The 23529-nt window shown below is 35.9% G+C and carries 23 protein-coding genes and 1 pseudogene; 19 read left to right on the forward strand and 5 right to left on the reverse strand.

What is annotated here, in order from left to right; all coding sequences use genetic code 11:
* Positions 1-198 precede the first annotated feature (198 nt).
* The gene (locus DXB54_RS02790; RefSeq protein ID WP_118694168.1) at positions 199-1425 is read left to right on the forward strand and encodes a S41 family peptidase; all 1227 of its coding nucleotides are present in this window, start codon (positions 199-201) and stop codon (positions 1423-1425) included.
* Between the two features lie 193 nt (positions 1426-1618).
* On the forward strand, positions 1619-3160 hold the full coding sequence (gene guaA, locus DXB54_RS02795) for a glutamine-hydrolyzing GMP synthase (RefSeq protein ID WP_021938547.1): 1542 nt from the start codon (positions 1619-1621) through the stop codon (positions 3158-3160).
* A 91-nt stretch (positions 3161-3251) separates the two neighbouring features.
* Here the strand turns inward: guaA and DXB54_RS02800 are convergent, their stop codons facing one another.
* The 5 genes from DXB54_RS02800 to DXB54_RS02820 all read right to left on the reverse strand — a co-directional run bounded on the left by DXB54_RS02800 (position 3252) and on the right by DXB54_RS02820 (position 6847).
* Entirely contained in the window at positions 3252-4238 is a 987-nt protein-coding gene (locus DXB54_RS02800) for a reverse transcriptase family protein (protein ID WP_118694169.1), read from the reverse strand.
* Between the two features lie 163 nt (positions 4239-4401).
* Entirely contained in the window at positions 4402-4704 is a 303-nt protein-coding gene (locus DXB54_RS02805; RefSeq protein WP_118694170.1) for a hypothetical protein, read from the reverse strand.
* Positions 4691-5722: a phosphoribosyltransferase-like protein gene (locus DXB54_RS02810; RefSeq protein ID WP_118694171.1), complete on the reverse strand. Its 1032-nt coding sequence runs from the start codon at positions 5720-5722 to the stop codon at positions 4691-4693. The genes DXB54_RS02805 and DXB54_RS02810 overlap by 14 nt, the downstream gene beginning before the upstream one ends.
* Before the next feature lie 12 nt (positions 5723-5734).
* Positions 5735-6190, reverse strand: coding sequence for a WapI family immunity protein (locus DXB54_RS02815; RefSeq protein WP_147361005.1), 456 nt, complete (start codon positions 6188-6190; stop codon positions 5735-5737).
* 15 nt (positions 6191-6205) lie between these two features.
* Positions 6206-6847, reverse strand: a complete 642-nt coding sequence (locus DXB54_RS02820; RefSeq protein WP_118694173.1) for a helix-turn-helix domain-containing protein — start codon at positions 6845-6847, stop codon at positions 6206-6208.
* A gap of 219 nt (positions 6848-7066) precedes the next feature.
* Here DXB54_RS02820 and DXB54_RS02825 point away from each other — a divergent pair, with 219 nt between their 5' ends.
* The 17 genes and pseudogenes from DXB54_RS02825 to DXB54_RS02910 all read left to right on the forward strand — a co-directional run bounded on the left by DXB54_RS02825 (position 7067) and on the right by DXB54_RS02910 (position 23528).
* Positions 7067-7264: a DNA-binding protein gene (locus DXB54_RS02825; RefSeq protein ID WP_118694174.1), complete on the forward strand. Its 198-nt coding sequence runs from the start codon at positions 7067-7069 to the stop codon at positions 7262-7264.
* Positions 7265-8230 (forward strand): annotated as a pseudogene (locus DXB54_RS12275) (Arm DNA-binding domain-containing protein).
* Positions 8227-8442, forward strand: coding sequence for a TnpV protein (locus tag DXB54_RS02835; protein ID WP_118694175.1), 216 nt, complete (start codon positions 8227-8229; stop codon positions 8440-8442). Before DXB54_RS12275 ends, DXB54_RS02835 begins: the two are co-directional and overlap by 4 nt.
* A gap of 150 nt (positions 8443-8592) precedes the next feature.
* Complete coding sequence (locus DXB54_RS02840; protein ID WP_118694176.1) at positions 8593-9870, forward strand: AAA family ATPase; 1278 nt, start codon at positions 8593-8595, stop codon at positions 9868-9870.
* Positions 9860-10489, forward strand: coding sequence for a hypothetical protein (locus tag DXB54_RS02845; RefSeq protein ID WP_118694177.1), 630 nt, complete (start codon positions 9860-9862; stop codon positions 10487-10489). Before DXB54_RS02840 ends, DXB54_RS02845 begins: the two co-directional genes overlap by 11 nt.
* 18 nt (positions 10490-10507) lie before the next feature.
* Positions 10508-11827, forward strand: a complete 1320-nt coding sequence (locus DXB54_RS02850) for an adenylate/guanylate cyclase domain-containing protein (RefSeq protein ID WP_118694178.1) — start codon at positions 10508-10510, stop codon at positions 11825-11827.
* Position 11828: 1 nt separating this feature from the next.
* Positions 11829-12365 carry a hypothetical protein gene (locus DXB54_RS02855; protein ID WP_118694179.1) on the forward strand — a complete coding sequence of 179 codons (537 nt, stop codon included), beginning with the start codon at positions 11829-11831 and terminating at the stop codon, positions 12363-12365.
* Entirely contained in the window at positions 12325-12867 is a 543-nt protein-coding gene (locus tag DXB54_RS02860) for a Pycsar system effector family protein (protein WP_118694180.1), read from the forward strand. The genes DXB54_RS02855 and DXB54_RS02860 overlap by 41 nt, the downstream gene beginning before the upstream one ends.
* Positions 12868-13757: 890 nt before the next feature.
* Positions 13758-13886, forward strand: coding sequence for a hypothetical protein (locus DXB54_RS12160; RefSeq protein ID WP_279220694.1), 129 nt, complete (start codon positions 13758-13760; stop codon positions 13884-13886).
* 167 nt (positions 13887-14053) lie between these two features.
* The gene (locus DXB54_RS02875; protein ID WP_118694182.1) at positions 14054-14275 is read left to right on the forward strand and encodes a helix-turn-helix domain-containing protein; all 222 of its coding nucleotides are present in this window, start codon (positions 14054-14056) and stop codon (positions 14273-14275) included.
* Position 14276: 1 nt separating this feature from the next.
* The gene (locus DXB54_RS02880; protein WP_118694183.1) at positions 14277-15884 is read left to right on the forward strand and encodes an N-6 DNA methylase; all 1608 of its coding nucleotides are present in this window, start codon (positions 14277-14279) and stop codon (positions 15882-15884) included.
* Positions 15871-17010 (forward strand): restriction endonuclease subunit S, encoded by a 1140-nt coding sequence (locus DXB54_RS02885; RefSeq protein WP_118694184.1) that lies wholly within the window; start codon positions 15871-15873, stop codon positions 17008-17010. The genes DXB54_RS02880 and DXB54_RS02885 overlap by 14 nt, the downstream gene beginning before the upstream one ends.
* A 3-nt stretch (positions 17011-17013) precedes the next feature.
* The gene (locus tag DXB54_RS02890; protein WP_118694185.1) at positions 17014-20460 is read left to right on the forward strand and encodes a type I restriction endonuclease subunit R; all 3447 of its coding nucleotides are present in this window, start codon (positions 17014-17016) and stop codon (positions 20458-20460) included.
* 14 nt (positions 20461-20474) lie between these two features.
* Complete coding sequence (locus DXB54_RS02895) at positions 20475-21971, forward strand: DUF3800 domain-containing protein (protein ID WP_118694186.1); 1497 nt, start codon at positions 20475-20477, stop codon at positions 21969-21971.
* 53 nt (positions 21972-22024) lie between these two features.
* The gene (locus DXB54_RS02900; protein ID WP_118694187.1) at positions 22025-22666 is read left to right on the forward strand and encodes a hypothetical protein; all 642 of its coding nucleotides are present in this window, start codon (positions 22025-22027) and stop codon (positions 22664-22666) included.
* An 18-nt stretch (positions 22667-22684) separates the two neighbouring features.
* Complete coding sequence (locus DXB54_RS02905; RefSeq protein ID WP_118694188.1) at positions 22685-23137, forward strand: DUF4869 domain-containing protein; 453 nt, start codon at positions 22685-22687, stop codon at positions 23135-23137.
* Positions 23127-23528: an ATPase gene (locus DXB54_RS02910; protein ID WP_118694189.1), complete on the forward strand. Its 402-nt coding sequence runs from the start codon at positions 23127-23129 to the stop codon at positions 23526-23528. The genes DXB54_RS02905 and DXB54_RS02910 overlap by 11 nt, the downstream gene beginning before the upstream one ends.
* Position 23529 lies beyond the last annotated feature (1 nt).

Consider the following 23529-nt stretch of genomic DNA (forward strand, 5'->3'; position numbering starts at 1 on the left):
TGATAAATAAAAGAACAGTTTGCGGTTACATGCCTGTGGCATGGCTGTGGGACTGTTCTTTTATTGTTAATGAGGTATGATATATGATTGAGTAGTGCCGGGCATATATTAAATTGGTTGAAATGCGTAAGAGGCAGCGGTATAATAGTAGTTGGCTGTTTTAAGATATTTTCATATGAAATAAAAAGGAGATATGACATGCATAAATTAAAGAAAGGCATACTGTTAGCAGGAGTGTGCATAATAGGGCTGACAGGACTCACAGCCTGTGAATCCGGCAATGTGAAACGCGGTACTGTAGCTGATGGCGGAAGCACTAATCTTGAGTACAGCGGTTCAGTCATTGACAACAATACTTTGGGAAAGGCTGCCAAGATCGAGGCGGTTATCGACTCATCATTCTACTTCGGAGCCGAGGATGAAGCCCTTGAAGAGGGAATATATAAGGGTATGGTTGAAGCCCTTGATGATCCTTATTCAAAGTACTATACCAAGGAAGAGTATGCAAAGCTCCAGGAGGACACCTCAGGTGAGTATGCAGGAATAGGCGTTACAGTGCGTCAGGATACGGATTCCGGTGCGGTTGTAGTTGTAAATATCCTTCCGGGGGCTCCTGCAGAGGATGTTGATATAAAGCCCGGTGACTACATTACCAAGATCGGCGATTACGAGATCACTACAGAGGACGATCTTGATTATCTTGTGACGATGATCCGCGGCGAGGTTGGAACAGATGTAACACTTACAGTGTACAGATCTTCAGACATGAAGACTCATGATGTTACCATCACAAGACGTCAGGTGGAGAACAGAACAGTAGAATATCAAATGCTTGATGACAACATCGGCTACATACGTGTTACACAGTTTGTGGGAAATACAGGAGATATGTTCGAGGAGGCTCTTAATGATCTTGATTCCCAGGGCATGAAGGGACTTATCGTTGATCTAAGGTCTAATCCGGGGGGACTGCTCAATGTGGTTGTAAGCATGTGTGACGACATACTTGCCAGCGGCAAGATCGTATACGAAGAGGACAAGAACGGAAAGGTTATCTCATCATATGAGGCAACTGATGACAAATTCCTTGATAAGCCTATGGTTGTCATTGTAAATGGCGAGAGTGCCAGTGCTTCAGAGGTATTCACAGGTGCAATGAAGGATCATGGCGTGGCTACTATCGTAGGCGAGAATACATTTGGCAAGGGCATTGTACAGAGTGTGATCCCTCTTCAGGACGGTTCTGCAGTGAAGATCACAACAGCCAAGTATTTCACTCCAAATGGAAATGACATCCACAAGAAGGGCATTGCTCCTGATGTGGAGGTAAGCCTTCCGGATGACTACACCGCAGACGATTACATGGGTGAGAAGGATACACAGTTTAACAAGGCTGTGGAAGTAATAAAGGAAGAAATAAAATAATTAGTATAGGCATTGATAGATCTGTGACCAGCAAAATAATTATTTGTAGATTGATATAAGAAAAGTGATTATGTGGCAGGATGATTATCTGCAAATTAATACAAATGAAATAATTGTGTGGACTACGGATTGATAATGGTTTATATTATTTTTATATTTACATTAAAGAAAACTATGTGTTAAGGAGACAACAATGAACAAAGAATTGGTTATAGTGCTTGATTTTGGTGGTCAGTATAATCAGCTCATTGCAAGGCGCGTAAGAGAGTGCAACGTGTATGCGGAGGTACATCCTTATACCCTTCCTGTTGAGAAGATAAAGGAAATGAATCCTAAGGGAATTATTTTCACAGGCGGACCTAACAGCGTGTATGGTGACGAAGCTATTCTGTGCGATCCTGAGATATTCCAGCTTGGTATCCCTATACTGGGTATCTGCTATGGTTCACAGCTTATTGCACACATGATGGGCGGAAAGGTTGAGACCGCTCCTGTCAGCGAGTACGGCAGAACAGAGGTCAGTGTAGACAAGAACTCTGTATTATTTGCAGATGTGAAGGAGACTTCCATATGCTGGATGAGCCATACGGACTACATCGCAGAGGCGCCTGAGGGCTTCAAGGTTACAGCCCATACACCGGTATGTCCTGTTGCAGCAATGGAAAATGTTGAGAAGAAGCTGTACGCAACCCAGTTCCATCCTGAGGTTATGCACACAGAAGAAGGAATGAAGATGTTACATGCATTTGTCATTGATGTGTGCGGCTGCAAGGCAGACTGGAAGATGGACACATTTGTTCAGGATACAATAAATAGCCTCAGAGAGAAGATCGGCGATGGAAAGGTATTATGCGCCCTGTCAGGCGGTGTTGATTCATCAGTAGCCGCGGTACTTCTTTCAAAGGCAGTAGGAAAGCAGCTTACCTGTGTATTCGTAGACCACGGACTTCTCCGTAAGAACGAGGGAGACGAAGTTGAGGCGGTATTCGGTCCGGACGGCCCTTACGAGCTCAACTTCATCCGAGTAAATGCACAGCAGAGATATTATGACAAGTTAAAGGGCGTTACAGAGCCTGAGGCAAAGAGAAAGATCATCGGCGAGGAGTTCATCCGTGTATTCGAGGAAGAGGCGAAGAAGATAGGAGCCGTAGACTTCCTGGTACAGGGAACCATTTATCCGGATGTTATCGAATCAGGCCTTGGCAAATCAGCGGTCATCAAGAGCCACCACAACGTAGGCGGACTTCCTGATCATGTTGATTTCAAGGAGATCGTTGAGCCTCTCCGTCTGCTCTTCAAGGACGAAGTAAGACGTGCAGGTCTTGAACTTGGTATTCCTGATTACCTTGTATTCCGTCAGCCATTCCCTGGTCCGGGACTTGGAATAAGAATAATCGGTGAGGTTACAGAGGAGAAGGTCAAGATCGTCCAGGACGCTGACTTCATCTACCGTGAGGAGATCGCAAAGGCAGGCCTTGACAGAAAGCTCGGCCAGTACTTCGCAGCTCTTACCAACATGCGTTCCGTAGGTGTTATGGGTGATTTCAGAACCTACGATTACGCAGTAGCCTTAAGAGCAGTAAACACCAGCGACTTCATGACCGCCGACTGCTCCGACATACCTTTTGAAGTTCTCCAGAAGGTAATGACAAGAATTATAAACGAAGTGAAGGGTGTCAACAGGGTAATGTATGACCTGACCAGTAAACCACCTGGAACGATTGAGTTTGAGTAAGGTACAAGAGCCAAGAAATGCTGAATTTAAGGCGTTTCTTGGCTCATTTTTGGTTGAGTGACAATCAAATGACAATAATTTAATCTATTAGTTACCAACGGATTGCATCTAAGCGTCGGAGGTATTCTTCACCCAAATCGGGTTCAATCATTTTTATGTAGTATGCTTTACCATACATATATTCCTTGAAGTTCACTTTTTTATGAGTTCTGCAATTTTTAAGGTGAGATGCAACACCATATTTTTCACAGTAAAACAATTCTTGATTAAATTTTCGCTTGTAATATTTGGGGACTTTAACAGTATCAGTTACAATCAGTCCAGTAATCATTTTGCGGTACGGATTTTTCATCAAATGCGTTTTATCATTGTTTATTTTAAATCCATTGGTACTAATAATTTCGGATATCAATGGAATAAGGAAGTCAATTTCATGTGAAGAAGAAAAAATCAAGTCATCAGCATATCGAGTGTATGTAATATCTTTGGTTGATATTGAGTTTAAAATTTGCTGATCAATTGGGTTGAAAATGATATTTGCAAGATCGGGACTGCTAGGAGCTCCTTGCGGAAGAATACCATTATGTGTGCATAATTGTGCTAATGCCTGGGCAACGTCAGATGTGTATCCTACTCGATGAAAGACTTCAAATACTTGGTCAATATTAATTGAAGGAAAAAAATTATGGATATCCATACATAGTACTTGAGCTTTGTTAACGTGCATTTCAGCATTTGTTTTTATAGAATGTTGTTGAACAAAACCGTGACAACATTGATTAGTGGGGAGTTTATTTAGTATTTCATCTAAAATCCAACGTTGACGTGATTTTAATGGTTTGCTAGGAGCCAAAATTATTCTCGATTTCCCCTTGGTATAGATTTCGAATTCATGGTAGCAATCAAGTTTTAGTGTATCAAGCATTAATATTTGGTCAAGGTGGTTCTTGTCAAAAATCACAGGCAAACTTTGGGAGATTAGTAAAGTAGCATAAGAACAGCATTTATCAATGTATGAAGTACTGAACCCTTGTTCAAACATATTAATTTTTAATCTATAGATATAATTATTTTCCATGTTAACCTCACAATAAAAGGGACAACTACTTGAAATTGGAACTTGCAAATCTTTGATTTGCAAGCCACTTTGCGTATGCTTTTCACGCAAAGTGGCTTTGTAAATTAAAGAGTTAGTTACGTTTTGCAAGGAGGCGAATGCACCCCAATCTAGTTATCCCTTTTTACATATTATCAAATTTTTTTGGAATATACAAGAAATCCCAATCAAATGTCTTTGTTTTTGGAGCAGAGAAATCCTTGCATGAAAAACTCCAATCATTCCACAGTTCAGTTACACTAGTGATTGCCTTTTCGGTTAAATACAATTTATCATTGTCTATTTTATAATATTCTCTCTCATATAGATTTCGTAATATGTCTGAAATTAGCGAAATATTTAATCCGATTTCATATTGCAACTGTTCCAAATTGATTTCGTGATATTTATGTATATAGCTTAATATTATTTCTTCATATGGTTTCATTTTTAATCGCTTTCTGCAAATATGCATTTATTTCGTTATTACTTTTTCTTGTTTTAAGATTGTTAACGGAGGGTCTGGTTTGTGAACGCCGCTCGAACAAAGGAGTATGAATATCGGAATATTCCCAAAAGTTACATAGTGTATTATTAGGAGTATTGTAATAAAAACTTATTGTTAATTTGCATTTGTCAAAGCCCATATCATATGTTTTTGAAGAGGTTTTTGCTTGATAGGAATCAATTATTTTTTCATATTTTTTGATGACTTCAATTACATGTTTATATTCTTTAGAATCAAAAATAACATCTCCCTTTAGTAGTTTTTTGGGTAATTCCATATAGATAGGCTCAACCTGAATATTCATTTTTTTAAAGTATTTAATGATATTGGAACTAGCCCTTTGGTTTACATAAATTCCTGCAAAAAATAACTGGAACTGAGAAGGGTCAATACTATTTTTTTTAAAATAGGTAAGAAAACTATTAATGGAAGCAAGAATAGTCTTTCCACTACCTATCAAATCATCTACAAATATTAGTGCGCGTTTGTTTTCAAAAATCTTAGGAGATATAAGTTCTTCAGAACATATGATTTGATTGTTGTTAATTCCTCTGCATATATTTATGGTATTTAAGTAAGAACGAATTTCATCTCCGCCACTTTTTATTCCTTGAGGGGATGGGATGGTTATAAAAACAGCATCATTAAAGGCAACGTTCATATCTTGAAGTTTTTTGGAAATTTCTTCTGATAAGATCGATATTCTATGTGAGTATTCACGACGTGTTAGATATGTGTAGTGGCCCAATAAATTTAAAAATATGTTTATGTCCTCATAAGGGAAAATTTGTAACCATTCATTTACTTGTGAAGAAAAAATATCTGTGCCAATGTAGGAATCATGTTCTTTATCGTTAGAATATGCGTCTTTTTCTACAGATAAGTATTTGTCTGGATTTATACAATTGTTATGATAAAAATCTTCAATGGCTTCGTCTATGCTTTTGTAATGTTTCATCTCTCTCTCCTTCTATTTGTTGCGTAATCCTTCCATACCACCATATTTTACTTTTAAACTTTCAATATCTTGAATAACACTTAATAAGCGAGATTGATCAGTATCAAATTCGAATTGCAGTACATTTTGTTTATCAGGGCGTTCTTTGAAGACTCCGGTTACAATGGCGTGTCCACCATTTGTCATTTCAACTTTGAAAGTTAAATCATTTTCATACAAACAATGATATTCTGCGGAGCCAAAAAGATCTGTATAACAAGCGTCAAGTCCTTTTGAAAAGCGATAAAGAGTACCAGTGGCAGAGTATAATCGGTCATGTTCAATGTGATAGCATCCAGAGTCAATAACTAATGTGCATATGATGTCATAGCCACCTTCAATGCTTGTGTTATTGGGAAAACCAATAACTTCATTAAGATCTAGACGAATTTTTTCTCCATTATATCCATTTAAACAAAACAGGATCATAATGCAACACTCCATTTACTTCTTCTTCAGTTTCCTTTTCCTCTTCACATAAGAGAAATCCGGAAACAGGTCTTTTAACAATTCAGCAGTTTCTTCTGCATCGTTATCCTCATTCATATTCTGAATCAGTAGTTGGTCGTCATCATCAAGATTCAATGAGACAGTGTACTCTTTATTCGGGTCTGTTGGGTTCATTGGGTACTTTATCTCTTTGAGATAATATTCCGTTTCGGTTATTTCGTCATCTTCCAGCTTGTCTCGTAGGCGTGCCCAATACTCAACCATCTTCTTGAAGTTATCAAGATCCTTCTGTGGGCGGGGACCGGCACTTGGAAGTCGTTCTTCAAATTTGAAGCATACTTCGCCATCTTTGATTGTGGGGCGTAGTCCGTATGCCCATTCGATATCAAACAGCACATGGAGCGCACGGAAGATATTGGCAACATCAGGGTCTGATAATGCATAGAAACTGACACCTAGATTGTTGGCGATATTGAGTAAAGTCACTTCGTCCGGATATCGGTTCCCAAGCTCGTAATTTCGGATTGTAGATTCGTTTAGTCCACACTTATCGGCTAATTCCTTTTGTGTCATTTCCACTGCAATTCTGAAATTTCTAATTAAAAAGCCTACCCGGCTGGTGAATTTTTCGCCCATTTTAACTGCTCCTTATAAGTGTAATGAGTGTTGTAGCTTGTATGAAAACACGAGGCACAAATCATACATATACAGAGATTATAACATCAACAGTACAAAAATGAAATGTTTTTTGTTAAAAAGTATTGACAGTACAAAAACGAACTGTTAATATAAAACACATCAAAACAGTTCAAAAATGAACTGCATAATAAAACGAAAGAGAGGAGGCATTTGCTTATGGAGAACAAACGATTTTTAACAGCACAGGATGTCATGGAAATACTGGACGTATCACTATCCTATGCTTATAAGCTGATACGGCGGCTGAATGCAGAACTTGAGGCTGAAGGATTTGTGACAATAAAAGGGCGTGTCAGCACGCAGTATTTTATGGAACGAATCTACGGACTGTCCACAGACAAGGAGGTGGGATAGATGGCGGTTATCAAGAACAAAAAGACCGGAATGTGGGAGGTGAGGACTTATTATAAGGATTTGACCGGAGAAAGGAAGCAGAAGACCAAGAGGGGCTTTGCGAAGAAAAGCGAAGCCCTTGAATGGGAGCGGAACTTCAAGCTGAAAGAGAATTAGAGTATCAGTATGAGCTTTCAAAGCTTTGTGGATATTTATTTGACGGATTTGGAGTCGAGAATAAAACGCAATACGTTCCTGACAAAGAAGCACATTATTGAGACCAAGATTCTGCCATATTTCGGGAAAAGGAAACTGGATGATATTCGTACTTCGGATGTCATCCAGTGGCAAAATGAGATTATGAAACTGAAAAAAGATAATGGGGAGTTGTTCTCCCCAACTTATCTGAAAACGATTCACAATCAGCTCAGTGCCATATTAAACCATGCAGTCAATATGTATGGTCTAAAGGATAATGTGGCACGAAAAGCCGGAACCATGGGGAAGGAAGAAAATAAGGAAATGGAGTTCTGGACACAGGAGGAATTTCAGAGATTTTTGGAGTGTGTAGCTGATAAGCCGATTTCGTATTATGCATTTGAAATGCTTTACTGGACGGGAATACGAGAGGGAGAATTACTTGCCCTGACACCGGCAGATTTCAATTTTGAAAAGAAAACGCTTCGGATAAACAAGTCATATCAGAGGCTGGAGGGCGAAGATGTGATAACGGATCCGAAGACACAAAAGAGTAACAGGACAATCGTTATGCCGGATTTCCTTGCTATAGAAATGGAGGATTTTATAAAAAGCATATACGGAATAAAGATGAACGACAGAATTTTTACCATTTCAAAAAGTTATCTTCATCACGAAATGGATAGGGGAGCAAAGCTTGCAAGAGTGAAAAGAATCCGGATTCATGGATTACGACATTCACACATTTCTCTGTTAATCAATTTAGGATTTTCTGCATTGGCAATATGAAGCCGTTGCTTGATGGAAGGCTAAGTGAATACCTGCATGATATTGATGAGGAATGCCATGAGATGCTGGATAGGATTGTGGAAAAGATGAAGGAGAAACAAGGCGTGACAGAGCAGTTAAAAGCTGAGAATCAGATGCTGTGGGTGGTGAGGATGAATAACATTATTGCTTGTGCGGAGGAGATTGTGGCGAGGGAGGTGGCGTATGTGTGATGTAGAGGGCGGCTAGGAGGCTGTCCTTTTTGCTATTTTAAATTTAATTAATCCCTGAACTGCATTTTTTGTGAAAAAAAGTTGCATAAAAAATGGTTAATGATATAATAATGATAAGTAAAGAAGAAAAGTGACTTGGAGGAATGAGCCATGATTATAGAGATAAGAGCAAAAAACTGTTATGCATTTAAGGATGACATTACATTTTCGATGAAAGCAGATATGCGAAATAAAAAATTTGGAGCAAATGTTCACAAAGAGAATAATTTTAATGTCCTTAAAACGGTAGGAATATATGGACCAAACAATGCTGGTAAAACATGTCTAATCAAGTGCATTAGAGCAATAAGAAATGTACTTTTAAATAAGAAGAATGGACTGATGCCAAATATATTTACTGATAGTGATGTATGCGAGTTAGGTGTTACATTTATGGCATCTGGAAGAAAGTTTTCTTATGATTTTAAGTATGATGCAGAAAAAGAAGAATATATATATGAGTCATTTTCGGAGATATTTAAAGATCAGTACAACAACGAAAAGGAAGTTTGTTGGTTAAAAAAAGATACTGTTAGTGAAATATATGAGTGTATTGATGAATCCGTTCAGAATATGATTTCAGTTGTATCGAAGAATAATTTGCTATGCTATGTGGTAGATACAAGTAAATTCGAACATATCAATGAGATGAAGCAGATTCTTGTCGGAATTGCAGAAAAAATTGATATCATCAATATGAATAACATACCTATGCAGCACACGATTGAACTTATGAAGAATAAGAATCAGTTACAGCAAAAGGTTGTTGAGTTCATAAAAAATGCTGACTTATATATGGATAATTTTGAATATGTGGATATGGATAAGATACAGCTGAAAACTGGTGAAGGTGACGAAAAGCCAGATGAGAAAGTGCTTGATATTCCAGAGAACATTATGGATCAAATCAGATTGGTATCCACTTATAAGGGAGTCCATGTGCCAAGCATGATGTTTGACTCCACAGGAACAAAGAAGATTGCGGCTATTGCCAGCTATGTAATTGAAGCACTTGAACAAGGCAGGATTTTAGTCGTGGATGAGTTGGATAGCAGTATTCATTTTAAGCTTACTAGGGCGATTGTTGCTATGTTCAATAATGAATTGAATACAAGTGCACAGATGATATTTACAGTACATGATATAAATCTTATGGATTGCAAAAGAATGTTCCGGAAGGAGCAGATTTGGTTTGTTCATAAGGATGAAGACGGCGTATATGTGTATTCACTTGCAGATTTTACAGCACAGCAGGGCGTACGAGATACAACAGATGTTATGGAAAAATATAGGAAAGGTGCACTTGGAGCTTTACCTGATCCAGAATTGATTAATTCTTTGCTCAGTATTAAAGGTGGTGTAAAGGGGGATGATGCTAATGCCAAATAAGCTCCCTAAGTTTTTTGACAATCACAAAATTTGTATTATCTGCGAAGGCAATGAGGAATATGAATATCTAAATCGGTTAAAAAATTTAAAAGTGTGGAATGAGCAATATGATATCTCATTGGTTAATGCCGGTGGAAATGGGAATATTCCAGCGAGATATCAGGACCGCTATCAAAATGGAGCAGACGAACTTGTACTTGTATTCTGCGATACAGAAAAGAAACCGCATGAGCAGTATGAAGACATTAAACGTAAGATTAATGAGTTTCATGGTGTGGATAATGCTGCAGATGAAGTGATTATGTTTGGGAATCCTTGTACGATGCAGATTATATCTAAGCACTGGACTGGTAAAAATTTGAAATCTCCAGCAAAACCGGTGAACGCTCCCTTGATAAAGGAATATACCGGGGTGGAGAATTACAAAGGAAGAGTAGACCAGGTTCATGAGGTTATGGAACATGTTACTGCGGAGAATTACAAAGATATGAGTCGCCGAGTGAAAGATTTGGATTTGGATGATTCTGTTACTGGTAGCAGTAATTTTGGAAAGTTCATAAAGCTGTTTGAGAGTGATAACAGTAGTTGGATTGAGAAGATTAATGATAGTATAGAATAATTAGGAGGAGGATAGTATATGCAGAAGTTTGAAGGTATTCATTTTTATGTAAATGTTGTAAATTTTAATGAAGTGGTTATTGATGAAGAATCTAAGAATGGAAAAGTAAATCATTCCATTCATGCACTCGATACTTTCTTTTCAGGCATTGAATCGTTTGGAAAGAAAAATTTCCCAGAAAAATATGTGATTGAAAAAATTACTGGGGCAAGATTGCATATGTATGTTGTGGATGATGTTAATGAGGCATATGAGATTGTAGAAGAAGTTGTTAAATTCGCAGGGGATCTTTCTAGATATTTAAATAGTGATATCGCAAAATATAAGACGTTACTAGACTTTAAAATTCAAGTGGGTGCATGTTTCGGAAATTTTTATAACTATGAGTTTAAAAGACAAAATGCGGATGAAGAAACTACAATTGGTTATGCTGCAAATTATGCCGCAAAGCTTCAAGGATTGTGTAATATTGGAAATATTGCTATTTCATCAAATATATTTGATACACTTAATGAAGAAAAAAAGAATAAATATGTAAAGCATAGTAGTGTAAAAGTACAAAAATATGGCGAAGATTGTTATTATGAGATGCCCATATCTAAACTTACTGGAAGCATTGATTATTCAGAAAGTTTAAGAGCAAGTAAAGAATATGCAAATAAAGTGAATTTGACAGATATGACGTTTAGAAAGCCAATAAAGTCGGTTGCTTTTGAAGAACTGTCTAAGAAGGAATGCAAAGAAATAGAAGGAATTCCTTTATTTGCAGATGTAAGAGGATTTACTTCACAATTTGATAATGATGATACAAATCTAGAAGAGATGGCTATTAAGACGCAGAATATTTTAACAACAATGTATGACCTAGTGACAGTAAATCACGGTATACATGTTCAATTTCAGGGTGATAGAGAGTTTGCATTATTTCATAATTATGCAGGATATGAGTGCCTTTCAGATGCAGTAAAAGCGGGATTAAAAATGATTGACGCAGTGCAAACTTATGGTGTGAGCATAGGAGTAGGAGAATCATTTGGTAAAATGTTTGCCACAAGGATTGGTGCACGTGGTGAAAAGGATTATCTTTTAATTGGGACTACTGTTATTGAAGCGGATAGGAATGAAGATGAAAATGCGAAGGCTAATCAATTGGTTATTTCAAATGATGTCTATTTAATGCTTAAGAAAGATAAGCCTAAATGGGCAGATATATTTATAAAGCAAAATGGGTATTATTATACAATGACAGGATATAATAAGTTGATGAACATAATATCACAAGAACAGTTGAATATTAACAATAGAAATAATAACTATAATGGTGCATGGAGAGAATAAGTTGACTGAATTTGATTATAATGAGTATTATAAAAATGCCCAAGAAGATATTATGGAGTTAATACAAGAGTATCCGTTTACAAAAAGGGTGATAATTCCATCTGTTATTCCGGAACCAATTATATTAAATGTTGTGGCTGTGAACAATGGATTAATTCATGAATGTAATGCTCAAGAGAATGACTTTAAGGGAGAGTATTCTAAAGAGTTAAAAATAATTATTCCATATGATTATACGAGAAATGGTTGTAAAATATATGGGGCGTCGTGGATTGATTTGGAGAAAATACCACAAAAGGATCATCATTTTAATGGTAAGGAGAATGGCAAATATTTATTTTGTGTAGGGGTACCGCAATCGTTTATACATCTAAAAAATGTTATACTTGAAAATGTTCGAACAGCAGAAAGTATGATGATTGCATATGAAAGTTATCAGCGTGGAATGACAAATAAAGTTGATTTGATTGCGTATTCTCATGGTGAGGAGGGAAAAAATGAATACAGCAGAAACAGAAAAAGATACAGAACTATATGATAAAATAGAGACATACTTTGAGAATCAACTTGAGAGAACTAATTTTTGGCTGTCTTTTGCGGAAGCAAAGAATGGAGCGATTATTGCAATTAATGTTGCACTTATAGCGGTATTAATTACAATTTTTGATAAAGCACCTATATTTTGTGTGATTGCAATAAGTTGTTTTTTAGCATCATGTACACTGGGTTTGATTTCATTTATTCCAAACACAAAAAGTAGACCTGATGTTAATACAATGGCAAGTGGTGAAGAATTAAACCTATTATTCTATGGTGATGTTGCATCCATAGAAACAACTGAAAGATATATTGAATTAAGTATAAATAGGTATTTTTTTGGTAAGGGGATGACACTTGTAAATAAGTTAGTATATGATCTTGCAAGTGAAGTACTTATAAATAGCCGGATTACTATAAAAAAATATAATTGGTTTAAAAATGCAGTAAAGGTTGATTTTATGGCACTGGTTTTGACAATTATATTTTTATGTGTAGCGTAGTGTTAGGCGGATTGATTGCAAAATGCTTGCAAAAACTCTTTGAATGACAAAGAATATTTAGAATTTTAAGAATAATTATACAAAATATGTCAATCTATAATTCGGCTAGATACAATATATAGTTTCTAATATCGAGTTTGAGTAGTAAACAGAGCTTCATAAATGGCGTAAATAAGCCATTTATGGGGCTTTTTCTTTTGTCGTGATACCTATATGATACCTGTTTTGATAGTACCACAGATATTAATGAGTACTAAACAGAAGTATCATAGGTATTCTCTATTATCACATTTCTTTTTATTTTCAAAAATTATCCCAATTATATGAAACACCAAAAACTGGTGCAAATTAGTGAAAATACACCAGTGGTGTCACTTCCGCGATTTATGTATTGGCTATAGAATTTATCTTACAGGAGGTTTTTACCATACAATGTGCCAATACTGCCACAATGTTATCTAGCAAATTCAAGAGTGTAGTCCCTTTATTGGCTAAAATTAGACTTAATGTGTACTTAAAGATAAAAAGTCCGCCAGAGAATATGTTTTGACGAAAAAAGTCCATGAGGGAATATTCTGCAAATTTAGCCTTTGATTTAGAATTATTGGTGTAATCAGGATACAGGATGAAGCAAGCGTAAAATTTTACGAATAATTATGTGCAATTCATAAGTATACTCGGTTTTTATGAGACAGAAGCAGAGATATCATATTTGTAAAAGCAAATTTGACATACATACTGGCAATTGCCGGGGAGAGGAGGTGAATGCACCATGGAGAAGTTATATTACACAGCAAAAGAGGTCGCTGAGATGCATGATGTATCGGTATCTCATTGATGATTTTGAAGCAGATATGAAACTGCATTCATTGGTGTTAAAAGAGATTAATGTGAAAATGTATAGTTCGGAACTGTATGATGACTATATGAGCGTTGTGAATGCGATAGATAAGAAGCCGGTTGAGGAGCAGAATGTGAATTATTACAACAATGAAAAGCGTTGGAATAGGAGTAGGTAAGCAGAATTATTGACAAGATGGACAGGTATTTTATTGACTAATAATATCTGTCCTTTACATATATTTGAGAGATTGAAAAAATCAATTTCAGATTGAAATAAACCAGGCTTGATGATATAATGAAAAAGAAATGATAAATAGTTGTAATGATACGAAAGGGATTAATAATGGCAATCAGATACAACAAATTATGGAAGAAATTAATAGATGAAAATATGATGAAAGTTGACCTTAGAGATCAGGCTGGAATTACAACAAATGCATTGGCAAAACTAGGAAAGAATGAACATGTAAGTACGCAAGTTTTGGAAAAAGTATGTAAAGTATTGCATTGTGAGATACAGGACATCATGGAATTTGTTTCAGATGAGGAAAGGGAAGAACAGTAATATGGCTAAGAAGAAAACAACTGAAAAGGCATTGAACATAGATAATATTTTATTTAATTGTAGAGATTATTTGCGTGCAGCACGTAATTCCGGCTCATTCTTTGAAAAAAGAGATATGATGCTTACGCTAGTGTTCTTGAGGTTTATCGGCGAAAAGTATGAGGATGGAATTGTAAATCTAAAACAGACACTTAAAGAGCAGGGATTAGATCCAGAAGATGAGAATATTAGAGCGGCATTCTTTGATGATGCTACTTTTGCAGATGGTACATATAATTTACCACCAGAAGCAAGATGGTCGACTATTATCAGTACACCGGCACCACAGCTTAATGTTGCACTTGATACAGCTTTGCAAAGGCTTGAGGAAGAAGATCCACAGTTGAAAGGCTGTTTTGTTAAAGGAACATTTACAGCACGCAATTTAGCAGCTAATGATATAAAGAAAATTGTTGATGAAGTGAATAAAATCAGTCATAAGACATTTGGAGAGGAAAAAGACCTTATTGGTCGTGTATACGAATACTTTCTTAAGGAGTTTGCGGTAAATGCTACAAAGGAGGAAGGAGAATTTTATACACCTCATGACGTAGTTCAACTTATTGCAACGATGATTGAGCCTTATGATGGCACCTTATATGATCCTTGCTGTGGTTCGGGAGGAATGTTTATTCAGAGTGCTGAACTTGTAAAGTCAAAGCAGGGAAACTTAAATGGTATCAATGTATATGGTCAGGAAAAAGAACCGGCTACATATCGCCTTGCGAAAATGAATTTGGCTTTGCGTGGAATTAGCCATAATCTAGGAGAAGAAGCAGATTCATCATTTACACATGATTTACACAAGGGGTTGCACTTTAACTATATTATGGCAAATCCACCTTTTAATCTGAAAGGCTGGTATAATGACAATTTGAAAAATGACCCTCGTTGGTCTGACTATCAAACGCCACCTGAAAGCAACGCAAATTATGCATGGATTTTGCATATACTTTCACATTTGAAGAAAACTGATGGAGTAGCAGGATTCCTTCTTGCGAATGGTGCATTGAATGATAGCGATACATTGGAAATACGTAAGGAACTGATTCAGAATGATAAAATTGAGGCTATCGTTGTTCTGCCAAGAGAATTGTTTATTACTACAGATATCAGTGTTACTCTTTGGATACTGAATCAAAATAAAAAAGGTGGAAAATACCATGGAAGAAATCTCCGAAATCGCGAGCAGGAGATACTCTTTATGGATTTACGCCAATGGACAGAAAATGCTGTTAAGGGCGAGAGCAAAAAGAAAGTTCGTTTGAATACAGAACAAATTGAGAAGGCAGCAGATATTTATCACACATGGCAATGTGAGGGCGCTGATGGAGCAGATTATGAGATGCCAGAACTTTATCGCAGTGTGGGTATTGATGAAATTGAAAATAAAGGCTGGGCTCTTACACCAAGCAAATACATTGGGTTTATTGACCATGATTTGGAAATTGATTATGAAAAAGAAATGGCTCGTATTCAATCTGAAATGAAAGAGGTTATGAAACAAGAAAAGAAATCCCAGCAGATGCTGGAGGAAGCATTTAGGGGGATTGGATATGGAATTGACTAAATATAAACTTGGTGAATTGATTGAATTAGTACAAGACACAAATTCTGAATTGCAATATGGTCCCGATGATGTTAAAGGAATGACAATTACAAAGGAGGTTATACCTACAAAAGCAAATGTCTCAGAAACTGATTTATCAAAATTTCTTGTGGTTCACCCAGGAGAATTTATTTATAATCCGCGGACACATGGAAAAAGAATTGGTTTTGGATATAATAATACTAATGATAACTTTATCATTAGTTGGAATAATATTGCTTTTAAGGTAAAACCATCTATGAAAAAGATTGTTTTGGCAGATTACTTATTTTTGCACTTTAAACGTGATGAATGGGACAGAGAAGCTTGTTATCAATCTTGGGGAAGTTCAACAGAAGTCTTTTCGTGGGATACTCTGTGTGATATGAGTGTTGACTTACCTGTTTTTTCAATACAACAAAAGTATGTAGATGTCTATAATGCTATGCTTGAAAATCAAAAAAGTTATGAGTGTGGTTTAGAGGATTTAAAACTTGTTTGTGATGCGTATATTGAAGATTTGAGGAGACAAATGCCTTGTGAGGCAATTGCTACCTATATAGAAGAGGTCAATAAAAAAAATATTGGTAATCTCAAGTTGGATTCTGTACGAGGTATAGCAACAAGTAAAGAATTCATCAATACTAAAGCTAATATGGAGGGGGTTTCTTTAGAAAATTACAAGGTAGTAGAGCCTGGAATGATTGCTTTTATTTCTGACACTTCACGAAGAGCAGATAAAATGTCGTTAGCTTTGAATCAGTCGTGTGAGAACTATTTAGTATCGTCAATATCAACTGTAATACAAACTGATAATACTAAACTACTTCCTAAATATTTATATTTATTTTTTTGCAGAACAGAATTTGATCGATATGCCCGTTTTCATTCGTGGGGGAGTGCAAGAGAAACATTTAGCCTTGATGATATGAAAGAAGTACGAATGCCACTTCCATCTATTGACGTTCAGAAAGCCATAGTTGGTATTTATGAAGCATACAAAATACGAAAAGAGATTAACGAAAAACTCAAAGCACAGATAAAAGACATCTGTCCTATTCTTATCAAAGGGTCTATAGAAGAGGCAAGAAAAGCAAAGGAGGCATAGCCTATGGCAAGATTAAAAGAATACAATGGCCATTATTGTGAATCAGAATATGAATATGCCTTTATTGGCTTTTTAGAGGCGGAAGGTTGGAAGTATTCTTCTGGCAATAATATCCATCGTGTCACAAAAAGAGATGTACTGATTGCTGATGATTTCAAGAAGTTTATAGCAGACACCAACCTGGATTTGACAGAAGACGAGGTGATACAGATATATGATAATGTCCGTCTTGTAGGTGCGGAAAGTGATTTTGCTACTTTGCACAAAGTATATGGCTGGATGGTAAATGGTGTTCAGTTTACGCCGCAAGATGGATTGCCAAGAATGATACCACTTATTGATTTTGATAATTGGGATAAGAATATCTTCCGTGTAGTGAATCAGTTTACAGTGGAATATACAAACAATGGTCAAAAAGAAAATCGTAGACCGGATGTGCTTTTGTTTGTAAATGGTATACCTCTGTGTGTCATCGAGTTGAAAAATCCCGCTGATGCCAATGCGACTATTTATGATGCTTGGGAACAAATTAATATTCGATACTGGAGAGATATTCCACACCTTTTACATTATTGCCCTTTGGCTTGCATTTCAGATGGTGTGAAAACAAGATTAGGTACAGTACGTACACCTTACGAGCATTTTTATGCTTGGCGTAGAGTAAACGAAGGAGATGTTGTATCCACTCTTCCTTTTGCAGAAACAGAAACTATGATAAAGGGTGTATATACACCAGAGCGGTTCGTGGAGATTTTTAGGGACTATATCTATTTCCAAGATAGTATTTACGACAGTGATGAAGTAGAAATCGTATGCCGATATCCTCAGTTCTTTGCAGCAAAACTTTTAAAACAAAGCATTGTAAATTCTGTTGTTACTAGGAGTGGTAAAGGGGGTACATATTTTGGAGCAACCGGATGTGGAAAAACATATACGATGGCTTTTCTTGCACGTCAGCTTGCACTTCGTTGTACTGATATTCCGGAAATCGGTTCACCAACAATTATATTAATTGTTGACAGAGATGAACTGCAAAAACAAGGTTCAAAGCTTTTTACAAAGAGTAAAGAGTTTCTTAATCTGGGAGAAGTATCTGTTGTAAAAAACAGAACACAATTAAGGCAGGAACTTGGTGCAAGACAAAGTGGTGGTTTTTATATTTGCACCATTCAGAAATTCTGCGATAGGAAAGATGACAAAATCGGACTTATCAATGATAGGCAGAATATTATATGTTTTTCAGACGAGGCTCACAGAACTCAGCTTGAACATTCTAAGAAAATTCAGTTTAGTAAGGATGCCGATGAAAATATGAAAGCTATGGTTTCAAAACCATATGCAAAAGTATTGAAGGAAGCATTTCCACATGCTACTTTCGTTGGTTTTACCGGAACGCCTATTGCGGAAACTTATCAGACCTTTGGTGATGAAATTGACCGATATACAATGGATCAGGCAGTTGCAGATGGACTTACTGTTTCCATTAAGTATCATCCGCGTATTGCAAAGGTATTGCTTGATAATAAAAAAGTAAAAGAAATTGAGAATTATTATAAAAAATGTGCTGATGATGGTGCAACATATGAGGATATCGAAGCAAGTAAGAAAGCAATGAGCTCTATGGAAATAATTCTTGGTGAGCCTTCCAGACTTGAGCGTCTTGCTACAGATATCCACAACCATTATGTTGCGTCTTGTGCAGGTGATCCGGATAGAATACAAAAAGCAATGGTTGTATGTTCTAATAGAAAGATTGCTTATGCATTATTACAGAAGTTTAAGGATAAATACCCGGAATGGTTTGAGGAAAAGAAATCACCGGATGGGGTTTCTGTAACAGAAGAGGAACTGAAAGAATTGAAACCGATGCCATTTATGGCAATGGTATCTAGTGTCGGCAGTAATGATGAAAAAGATATGTATGATTATCTTGGCGGAGTTAAAAATGATAAGCGTTCAGAAGAATTGGATGCTGCTTTTAAACAGGAAAAATCAAATTTCAGTATTGTCATTGTTGTAGATATGTGGATTACGGGCTTTGATGTTCCTTGCCTTACATATTTATATAATGATAAACCTCTCAAAAAGCATTTGCTGATACAGACAATAAGCCGTGTAAACAGAAAATATCCGAGGAAAGAATATGGTATGGTTATCGACTATATTGGTATTCGCGACAATATGCGTGAAGCCATGAAGGTATATGGAAGAGATACATCTGTTGCACCGACATCCGATGATGTTGAGCAGGCTACATCAGTGTTTAGAGAAGAACTAGAAGTGTTGAAAAACATGTTCACAGGTTATGATTTATCACCATTTTTAAATCCGGAATGTGATCCTATAGAACGATATAGACTTCTTGCAAAAGCAGCAGAATATGTATTTGTATCAACAGAAGAATTACAGTCGGAAGGAAATAATGGTGTTCAGAAAGTTTCCTTCAAAACCTATTTTTTAAAGACAGTAAAACGAATGAGGGCAGCTTTTGATATTTGTCAGCCTTCCGGTTATCTTGGAGAAGAAGAATCTGCACTTGCACAATGCTTTATGGCTATAGCTGGTTTTGTTCGTAAAATGAGTGGAACAAGTGAAGTGGATACAGATACCATGAATCGTGCAGTTTCCAAAATGGTTGAAGAAGCATTGAAATACAATCAGGTGGAAAGTGTTCTTGAAAGTGGCGAGGAAGAAGATATCTTTTCACCAGAATACTTTGAAAAATTATCTGATGTCAAAATGCCAGCAACCAAGTTAGAACTTCTTATAAAAATGCTTCGTAAGCAGATTAAGGAATACGGAAAAGTCAATCAGTTAGCTGCAAAATCGTTCCAAGAAATGTTGGAAAAGACTATTGCGGAGTATCATGAAAGGCGTAAACATCTTACAGCGGAAGAAGCTGGAGAAACACAGGAAAAGGCATCAGAGGATATTATTAGGATTGCCACGGAACAGGCTTTAGCAATTCTTCGTCAAATGAACGAAAACAGAGAAAGTTTTCGTAAAATCGGTTTAACCTTCGAAGAAAAAGCATTCTATGATATTTTGATTTCACTTCGAGAACAATATAACTTTGAATATGGAACAGATAAAGAAGTTGATGGTGTTGTAGTAAATGATAAATGTAAAGCATTAGCTAAGAAGATAAAAGATATTATTGATACAAAATCCTCATTTGCAGATTGGCTCAATAATCAGAATGTTCGGAATGATTTAAAATTTGAAATAAAGATATGTCTGGTTAAGAATGGTTATCCGCCTCAGTATAGTCCGGAAGTATTCAACAAAGTTATGGAACAGGTGGAGAATTTTGAAGAGTATTCCGTAACAGAAGATATAGGAAATGAAGCAGCTAAGTCTGCAAAGATTTATCAATATGAGCCAGAGTATAATGTGATGAAGGTGGCGGAAGATTCGGCACATTATGGTGATTCAAAAAATAATCAGTAGGGGAGGCACTGAAGATGAAGTACATTTTTTTTTATGATGAAACAGAGCATAGTAGAAAGATTAATTATGAAACTGTTACTGCGAATAATTACTATGATAATTTCATAACTGGAATTGTAGGGTGGAAAGCAGAAGAAGATGAATGTATTTCTGACAGATACCTTGCTTTTGAATCGAAGTATGCTTATAGAAAAAAAGACGGAGAATTAAAGAGCCAGACCATGAAAGCAAAAGATTTTAGGCTTGGGTTTGCTTCTCTTAATAATCATACGATTGAGTTTTATGAAGACCTTGTATCATTATTTGATGAGAAAATAATTATTTATTTCTCTGTGTTTAGCAAAATAGAGTATGTTATTAGCCAGTTGTTTGTAAATTATCATAGTTCTATGTTTGTTGATGTTGATTACATGAAATACTCAATAATTAAGGCTATCAATGTATATCGACCACAAAATGTGATAGAAGCAATTTATAAAGAACCACAAATATTTGTTAAAGAACTACGGTCTTTTTTAGAAGATAGGATTATTAAAAATCAAGCGAATACTACTTTGAAAGAGCATGAGAATCAAGCATTTCAGGAAATACTTTTACTGCTTGAGGACACAGAGGTACCCGAAACATTAGATTGGGTCTATTTTGCACCTTTTGATGGATTTAAGAAATTGTTGACAGAGATGAACGTTAATGAATATCAGTTGATGATTGACCGAGAAGGAAAAGAATCGCATACATTGAATTCTGCAAAGAATATAGGACTTAAAAATGTCATCGAAGAAGATTCTAAGGATTATGTTGGAATCAGAATGGCTGATATGCTTGTTGGATTAATATCTCGATTGATGCAATCATTGAAGATATCATTAACTGGAAATTATAAAGAAGGGAAAATTAAGAAGACTCTTTTGGATCCTGGCTGGTTTGCATTGAATCAAAGGCAACTTGATTTGTATAAGAAATTATATCGGTTAATTTGTGAGAACAATAAATATTGGTATAAAATTTTTTCTGGAATATATTCGGATGATTTAGTGTCTTTTGTAGCACTTCTTCAATTTATGAATCATTTTTCAGATGCAGATGAAATTCGTAACAGTAATATAGAAATGCAACCGGAATATTACAATGCTTTTGTCTGCGGGAACTTGAACGAACGTTATAAAATAATGAGAAACAAATTACCGATTGATCCTATAGTAGAAGATGGCAAAGATTATTTTTACAACCAAAGAGGTGCAATAGTTTATAAGGATATTAACAAGCAACCTATGTTGCCATTACATAGTGGACAGAATGAGTTTTATGTTCTTTCAGTTGGATTTTCACAGAATAGGACCCCATTAGTAACAATCTCTGAAAATGATAAGCCGATATGTTATAGGTTGCCGGAGGATTATGGAGAATGGGCAATGAATGTAGTTGGAATGGCTAATATGGGTGAAAGATTATTTCCATCTAAAGTAGTGTTTTCGTTAATTGATGGAAGGTATTTGGTTGATATTTTATAACATTTAGGGAGTTCAGTAATTTATATTTATAGTATTAAAAAGTGGGTGAATAGATGGAAAAAATTTTTTCGTATAATGTAGATATAGATAAAACAGCATATATGAATTGGAGAACCAGACCGCATCAACCGATTCATGATATGATGATTATTGCTGACGGATATATGAAGGCAGCGATAATGCTCGCACATGACTGTTTGCAGGGCAATATGGATAAGAAGGCTGATATTGTGGTTTTCCCAATATTGTTTTCGGCAAACCATGCAATAGAGTTGTATCTAAAATCTATAAACTGGTCTTTGAATATGTTGCTTAATGAGAAAGAGTCCTTTTGCGGAGGGCACGATATCAGGCAGATATGGAATACAGTAAAAAAACGTATGATAAGTTTTGAATCCGATAAAGACCAGAGAAAACAATTTAAGGAAATGACAAAAGAACTCGACGACTATATTTTAGAATTATATGACAAAATAGATAAAGACCATAATGCTAATGCAAAGATGAAAAATATGGATTTTTCACGGTATCCGTTTAATACAGATGACGAATATCATTTTTATATTGAGAACTATGGAAATGAGGTTGTAGATTTGGAAATGTTTGTGAAGGTATTCAAAAAAATAGGTGATAACTTAAATTGTATTGCTGGATATTATGAAGAAATGGCAACGTTTGTTCCTGATTATGATTGAGAGAAGGAGTGACACCGAATGATAGATATATATACAGAAAAAAAAGATTCTAAAGACTGGATTCTTCAAAACGACTTGTATTTCAATTTAAATACAAGTAATGAAGAAATGTCCTCAAATGAAATAAATCTCATTCAGCAAGTAGATGAGGCGAAGTTGACACCAGATAAGCATATTGAAACAAAATATGGTTTAGGTACAATCCGTAATTTGTCATCTGGCTGCAAGACATTACTTAATATTGTAAAGCATCCTGATAAGGTGGTGAATGTAGAAGAATGTGGTCCGAATGTGCTTAAAATAATTTTTACTATGGATAATATAAAGATTTATATGTCCAGACCATCGCTTTTTGATATCCCGGATGATGTGCAAATCAGATTCAATGATTCTGATATAGTGACCGGAGGGAGAGGATATAATGCCTGGTGGGGCAAGGAGTATGAAAGGAGAGAAGCAGATGATTTATAAGAATATTACATTTAAAGCAGATCCATTTTCATACAATCTGGAATTTGACGATAGAATAACTCTTGTTGGCGGAAATAGCGGTACCGGTAAAACAGTGCTTTATGAAATGTTAGAAGATTTACGATTAACTAATGAATACAAAGCTATAAAATTGTTTAATTACAAATCAGATAATTTCTCAGAAGCGATTGAACAGTGCAGAGATAGTTTTATTGTAGTCGATAATGCAGATAATTTGATTAATGATGAGGTCAGACGTTTTATTAATTTTGAGCCGTCGAATCAATATATGCTTTTCCTACGAAATTGCGACGGACTAAATGTATCTGATAAGAGCTTTAAGGTGTTGAAGTTTGACAATAATAGGATAACACTGGAAGAGGAGTTGTGAT

Source organism: Coprococcus sp. OM04-5BH, assembly GCF_003482105.1.
Classification (GTDB): domain Bacteria; phylum Bacillota; class Clostridia; order Lachnospirales; family Lachnospiraceae; genus Coprococcus.

What these genes read in the sequence shown, in the direction of transcription:
- DXB54_RS02850 (WP_118694178.1), top strand. Translation starts at nt 10,508, where the DNA reads ATGCAGAAGTTTGAAGGTATTCATTTTTATGTAAATGTTGTAAATTTT.
- DXB54_RS02895 (WP_118694186.1), top strand. Translation starts at nt 20,475, where the DNA reads ATGAAGTACATTTTTTTTTATGATGAAACAGAGCATAGTAGAAAGATT.
- DXB54_RS02860 (WP_118694180.1), top strand. Translation starts at nt 12,325, where the DNA reads ATGAATACAGCAGAAACAGAAAAAGATACAGAACTATATGATAAAATA.
- DXB54_RS02900 (WP_118694187.1), top strand. Translation starts at nt 22,025, where the DNA reads ATGGAAAAAATTTTTTCGTATAATGTAGATATAGATAAAACAGCATAT.
- DXB54_RS02880 (WP_118694183.1), top strand. Translation starts at nt 14,277, where the DNA reads ATGGCTAAGAAGAAAACAACTGAAAAGGCATTGAACATAGATAATATT.
- DXB54_RS02875 (WP_118694182.1), top strand. Translation starts at nt 14,054, where the DNA reads ATGGCAATCAGATACAACAAATTATGGAAGAAATTAATAGATGAAAAT.
- DXB54_RS02825 (WP_118694174.1), top strand. Translation starts at nt 7,067, where the DNA reads ATGGAGAACAAACGATTTTTAACAGCACAGGATGTCATGGAAATACTG.
- DXB54_RS02890 (WP_118694185.1), top strand. Translation starts at nt 17,014, where the DNA reads ATGGCAAGATTAAAAGAATACAATGGCCATTATTGTGAATCAGAATAT.
- DXB54_RS02905 (WP_118694188.1), top strand. Translation starts at nt 22,685, where the DNA reads ATGATAGATATATATACAGAAAAAAAAGATTCTAAAGACTGGATTCTT.
- DXB54_RS02810 (WP_118694171.1), bottom strand. Translation starts at nt 5,722, where the DNA reads ATGAAACATTACAAAAGCATAGACGAAGCCATTGAAGATTTTTATCAT.
- DXB54_RS02840 (WP_118694176.1), top strand. Translation starts at nt 8,593, where the DNA reads ATGATTATAGAGATAAGAGCAAAAAACTGTTATGCATTTAAGGATGAC.
- DXB54_RS02820 (WP_118694173.1), bottom strand. Translation starts at nt 6,847, where the DNA reads ATGGGCGAAAAATTCACCAGCCGGGTAGGCTTTTTAATTAGAAATTTC.
- DXB54_RS02790 (WP_118694168.1), top strand. Translation starts at nt 199, where the DNA reads ATGCATAAATTAAAGAAAGGCATACTGTTAGCAGGAGTGTGCATAATA.
- DXB54_RS02835 (WP_118694175.1), top strand. Translation starts at nt 8,227, where the DNA reads ATGAAGCCGTTGCTTGATGGAAGGCTAAGTGAATACCTGCATGATATT.
- DXB54_RS02805 (WP_118694170.1), bottom strand. Translation starts at nt 4,704, where the DNA reads ATGAAACCATATGAAGAAATAATATTAAGCTATATACATAAATATCAC.
- DXB54_RS02885 (WP_118694184.1), top strand. Translation starts at nt 15,871, where the DNA reads ATGGAATTGACTAAATATAAACTTGGTGAATTGATTGAATTAGTACAA.
- DXB54_RS02845 (WP_118694177.1), top strand. Translation starts at nt 9,860, where the DNA reads ATGCCAAATAAGCTCCCTAAGTTTTTTGACAATCACAAAATTTGTATT.
- DXB54_RS02910 (WP_118694189.1), top strand. Translation starts at nt 23,127, where the DNA reads ATGATTTATAAGAATATTACATTTAAAGCAGATCCATTTTCATACAAT.
- DXB54_RS02800 (WP_118694169.1), bottom strand. Translation starts at nt 4,238, where the DNA reads ATGGAAAATAATTATATCTATAGATTAAAAATTAATATGTTTGAACAA.
- guaA (WP_021938547.1), top strand. Translation starts at nt 1,619, where the DNA reads ATGAACAAAGAATTGGTTATAGTGCTTGATTTTGGTGGTCAGTATAAT.
- DXB54_RS02815 (WP_147361005.1), bottom strand. Translation starts at nt 6,190, where the DNA reads ATGATCCTGTTTTGTTTAAATGGATATAATGGAGAAAAAATTCGTCTA.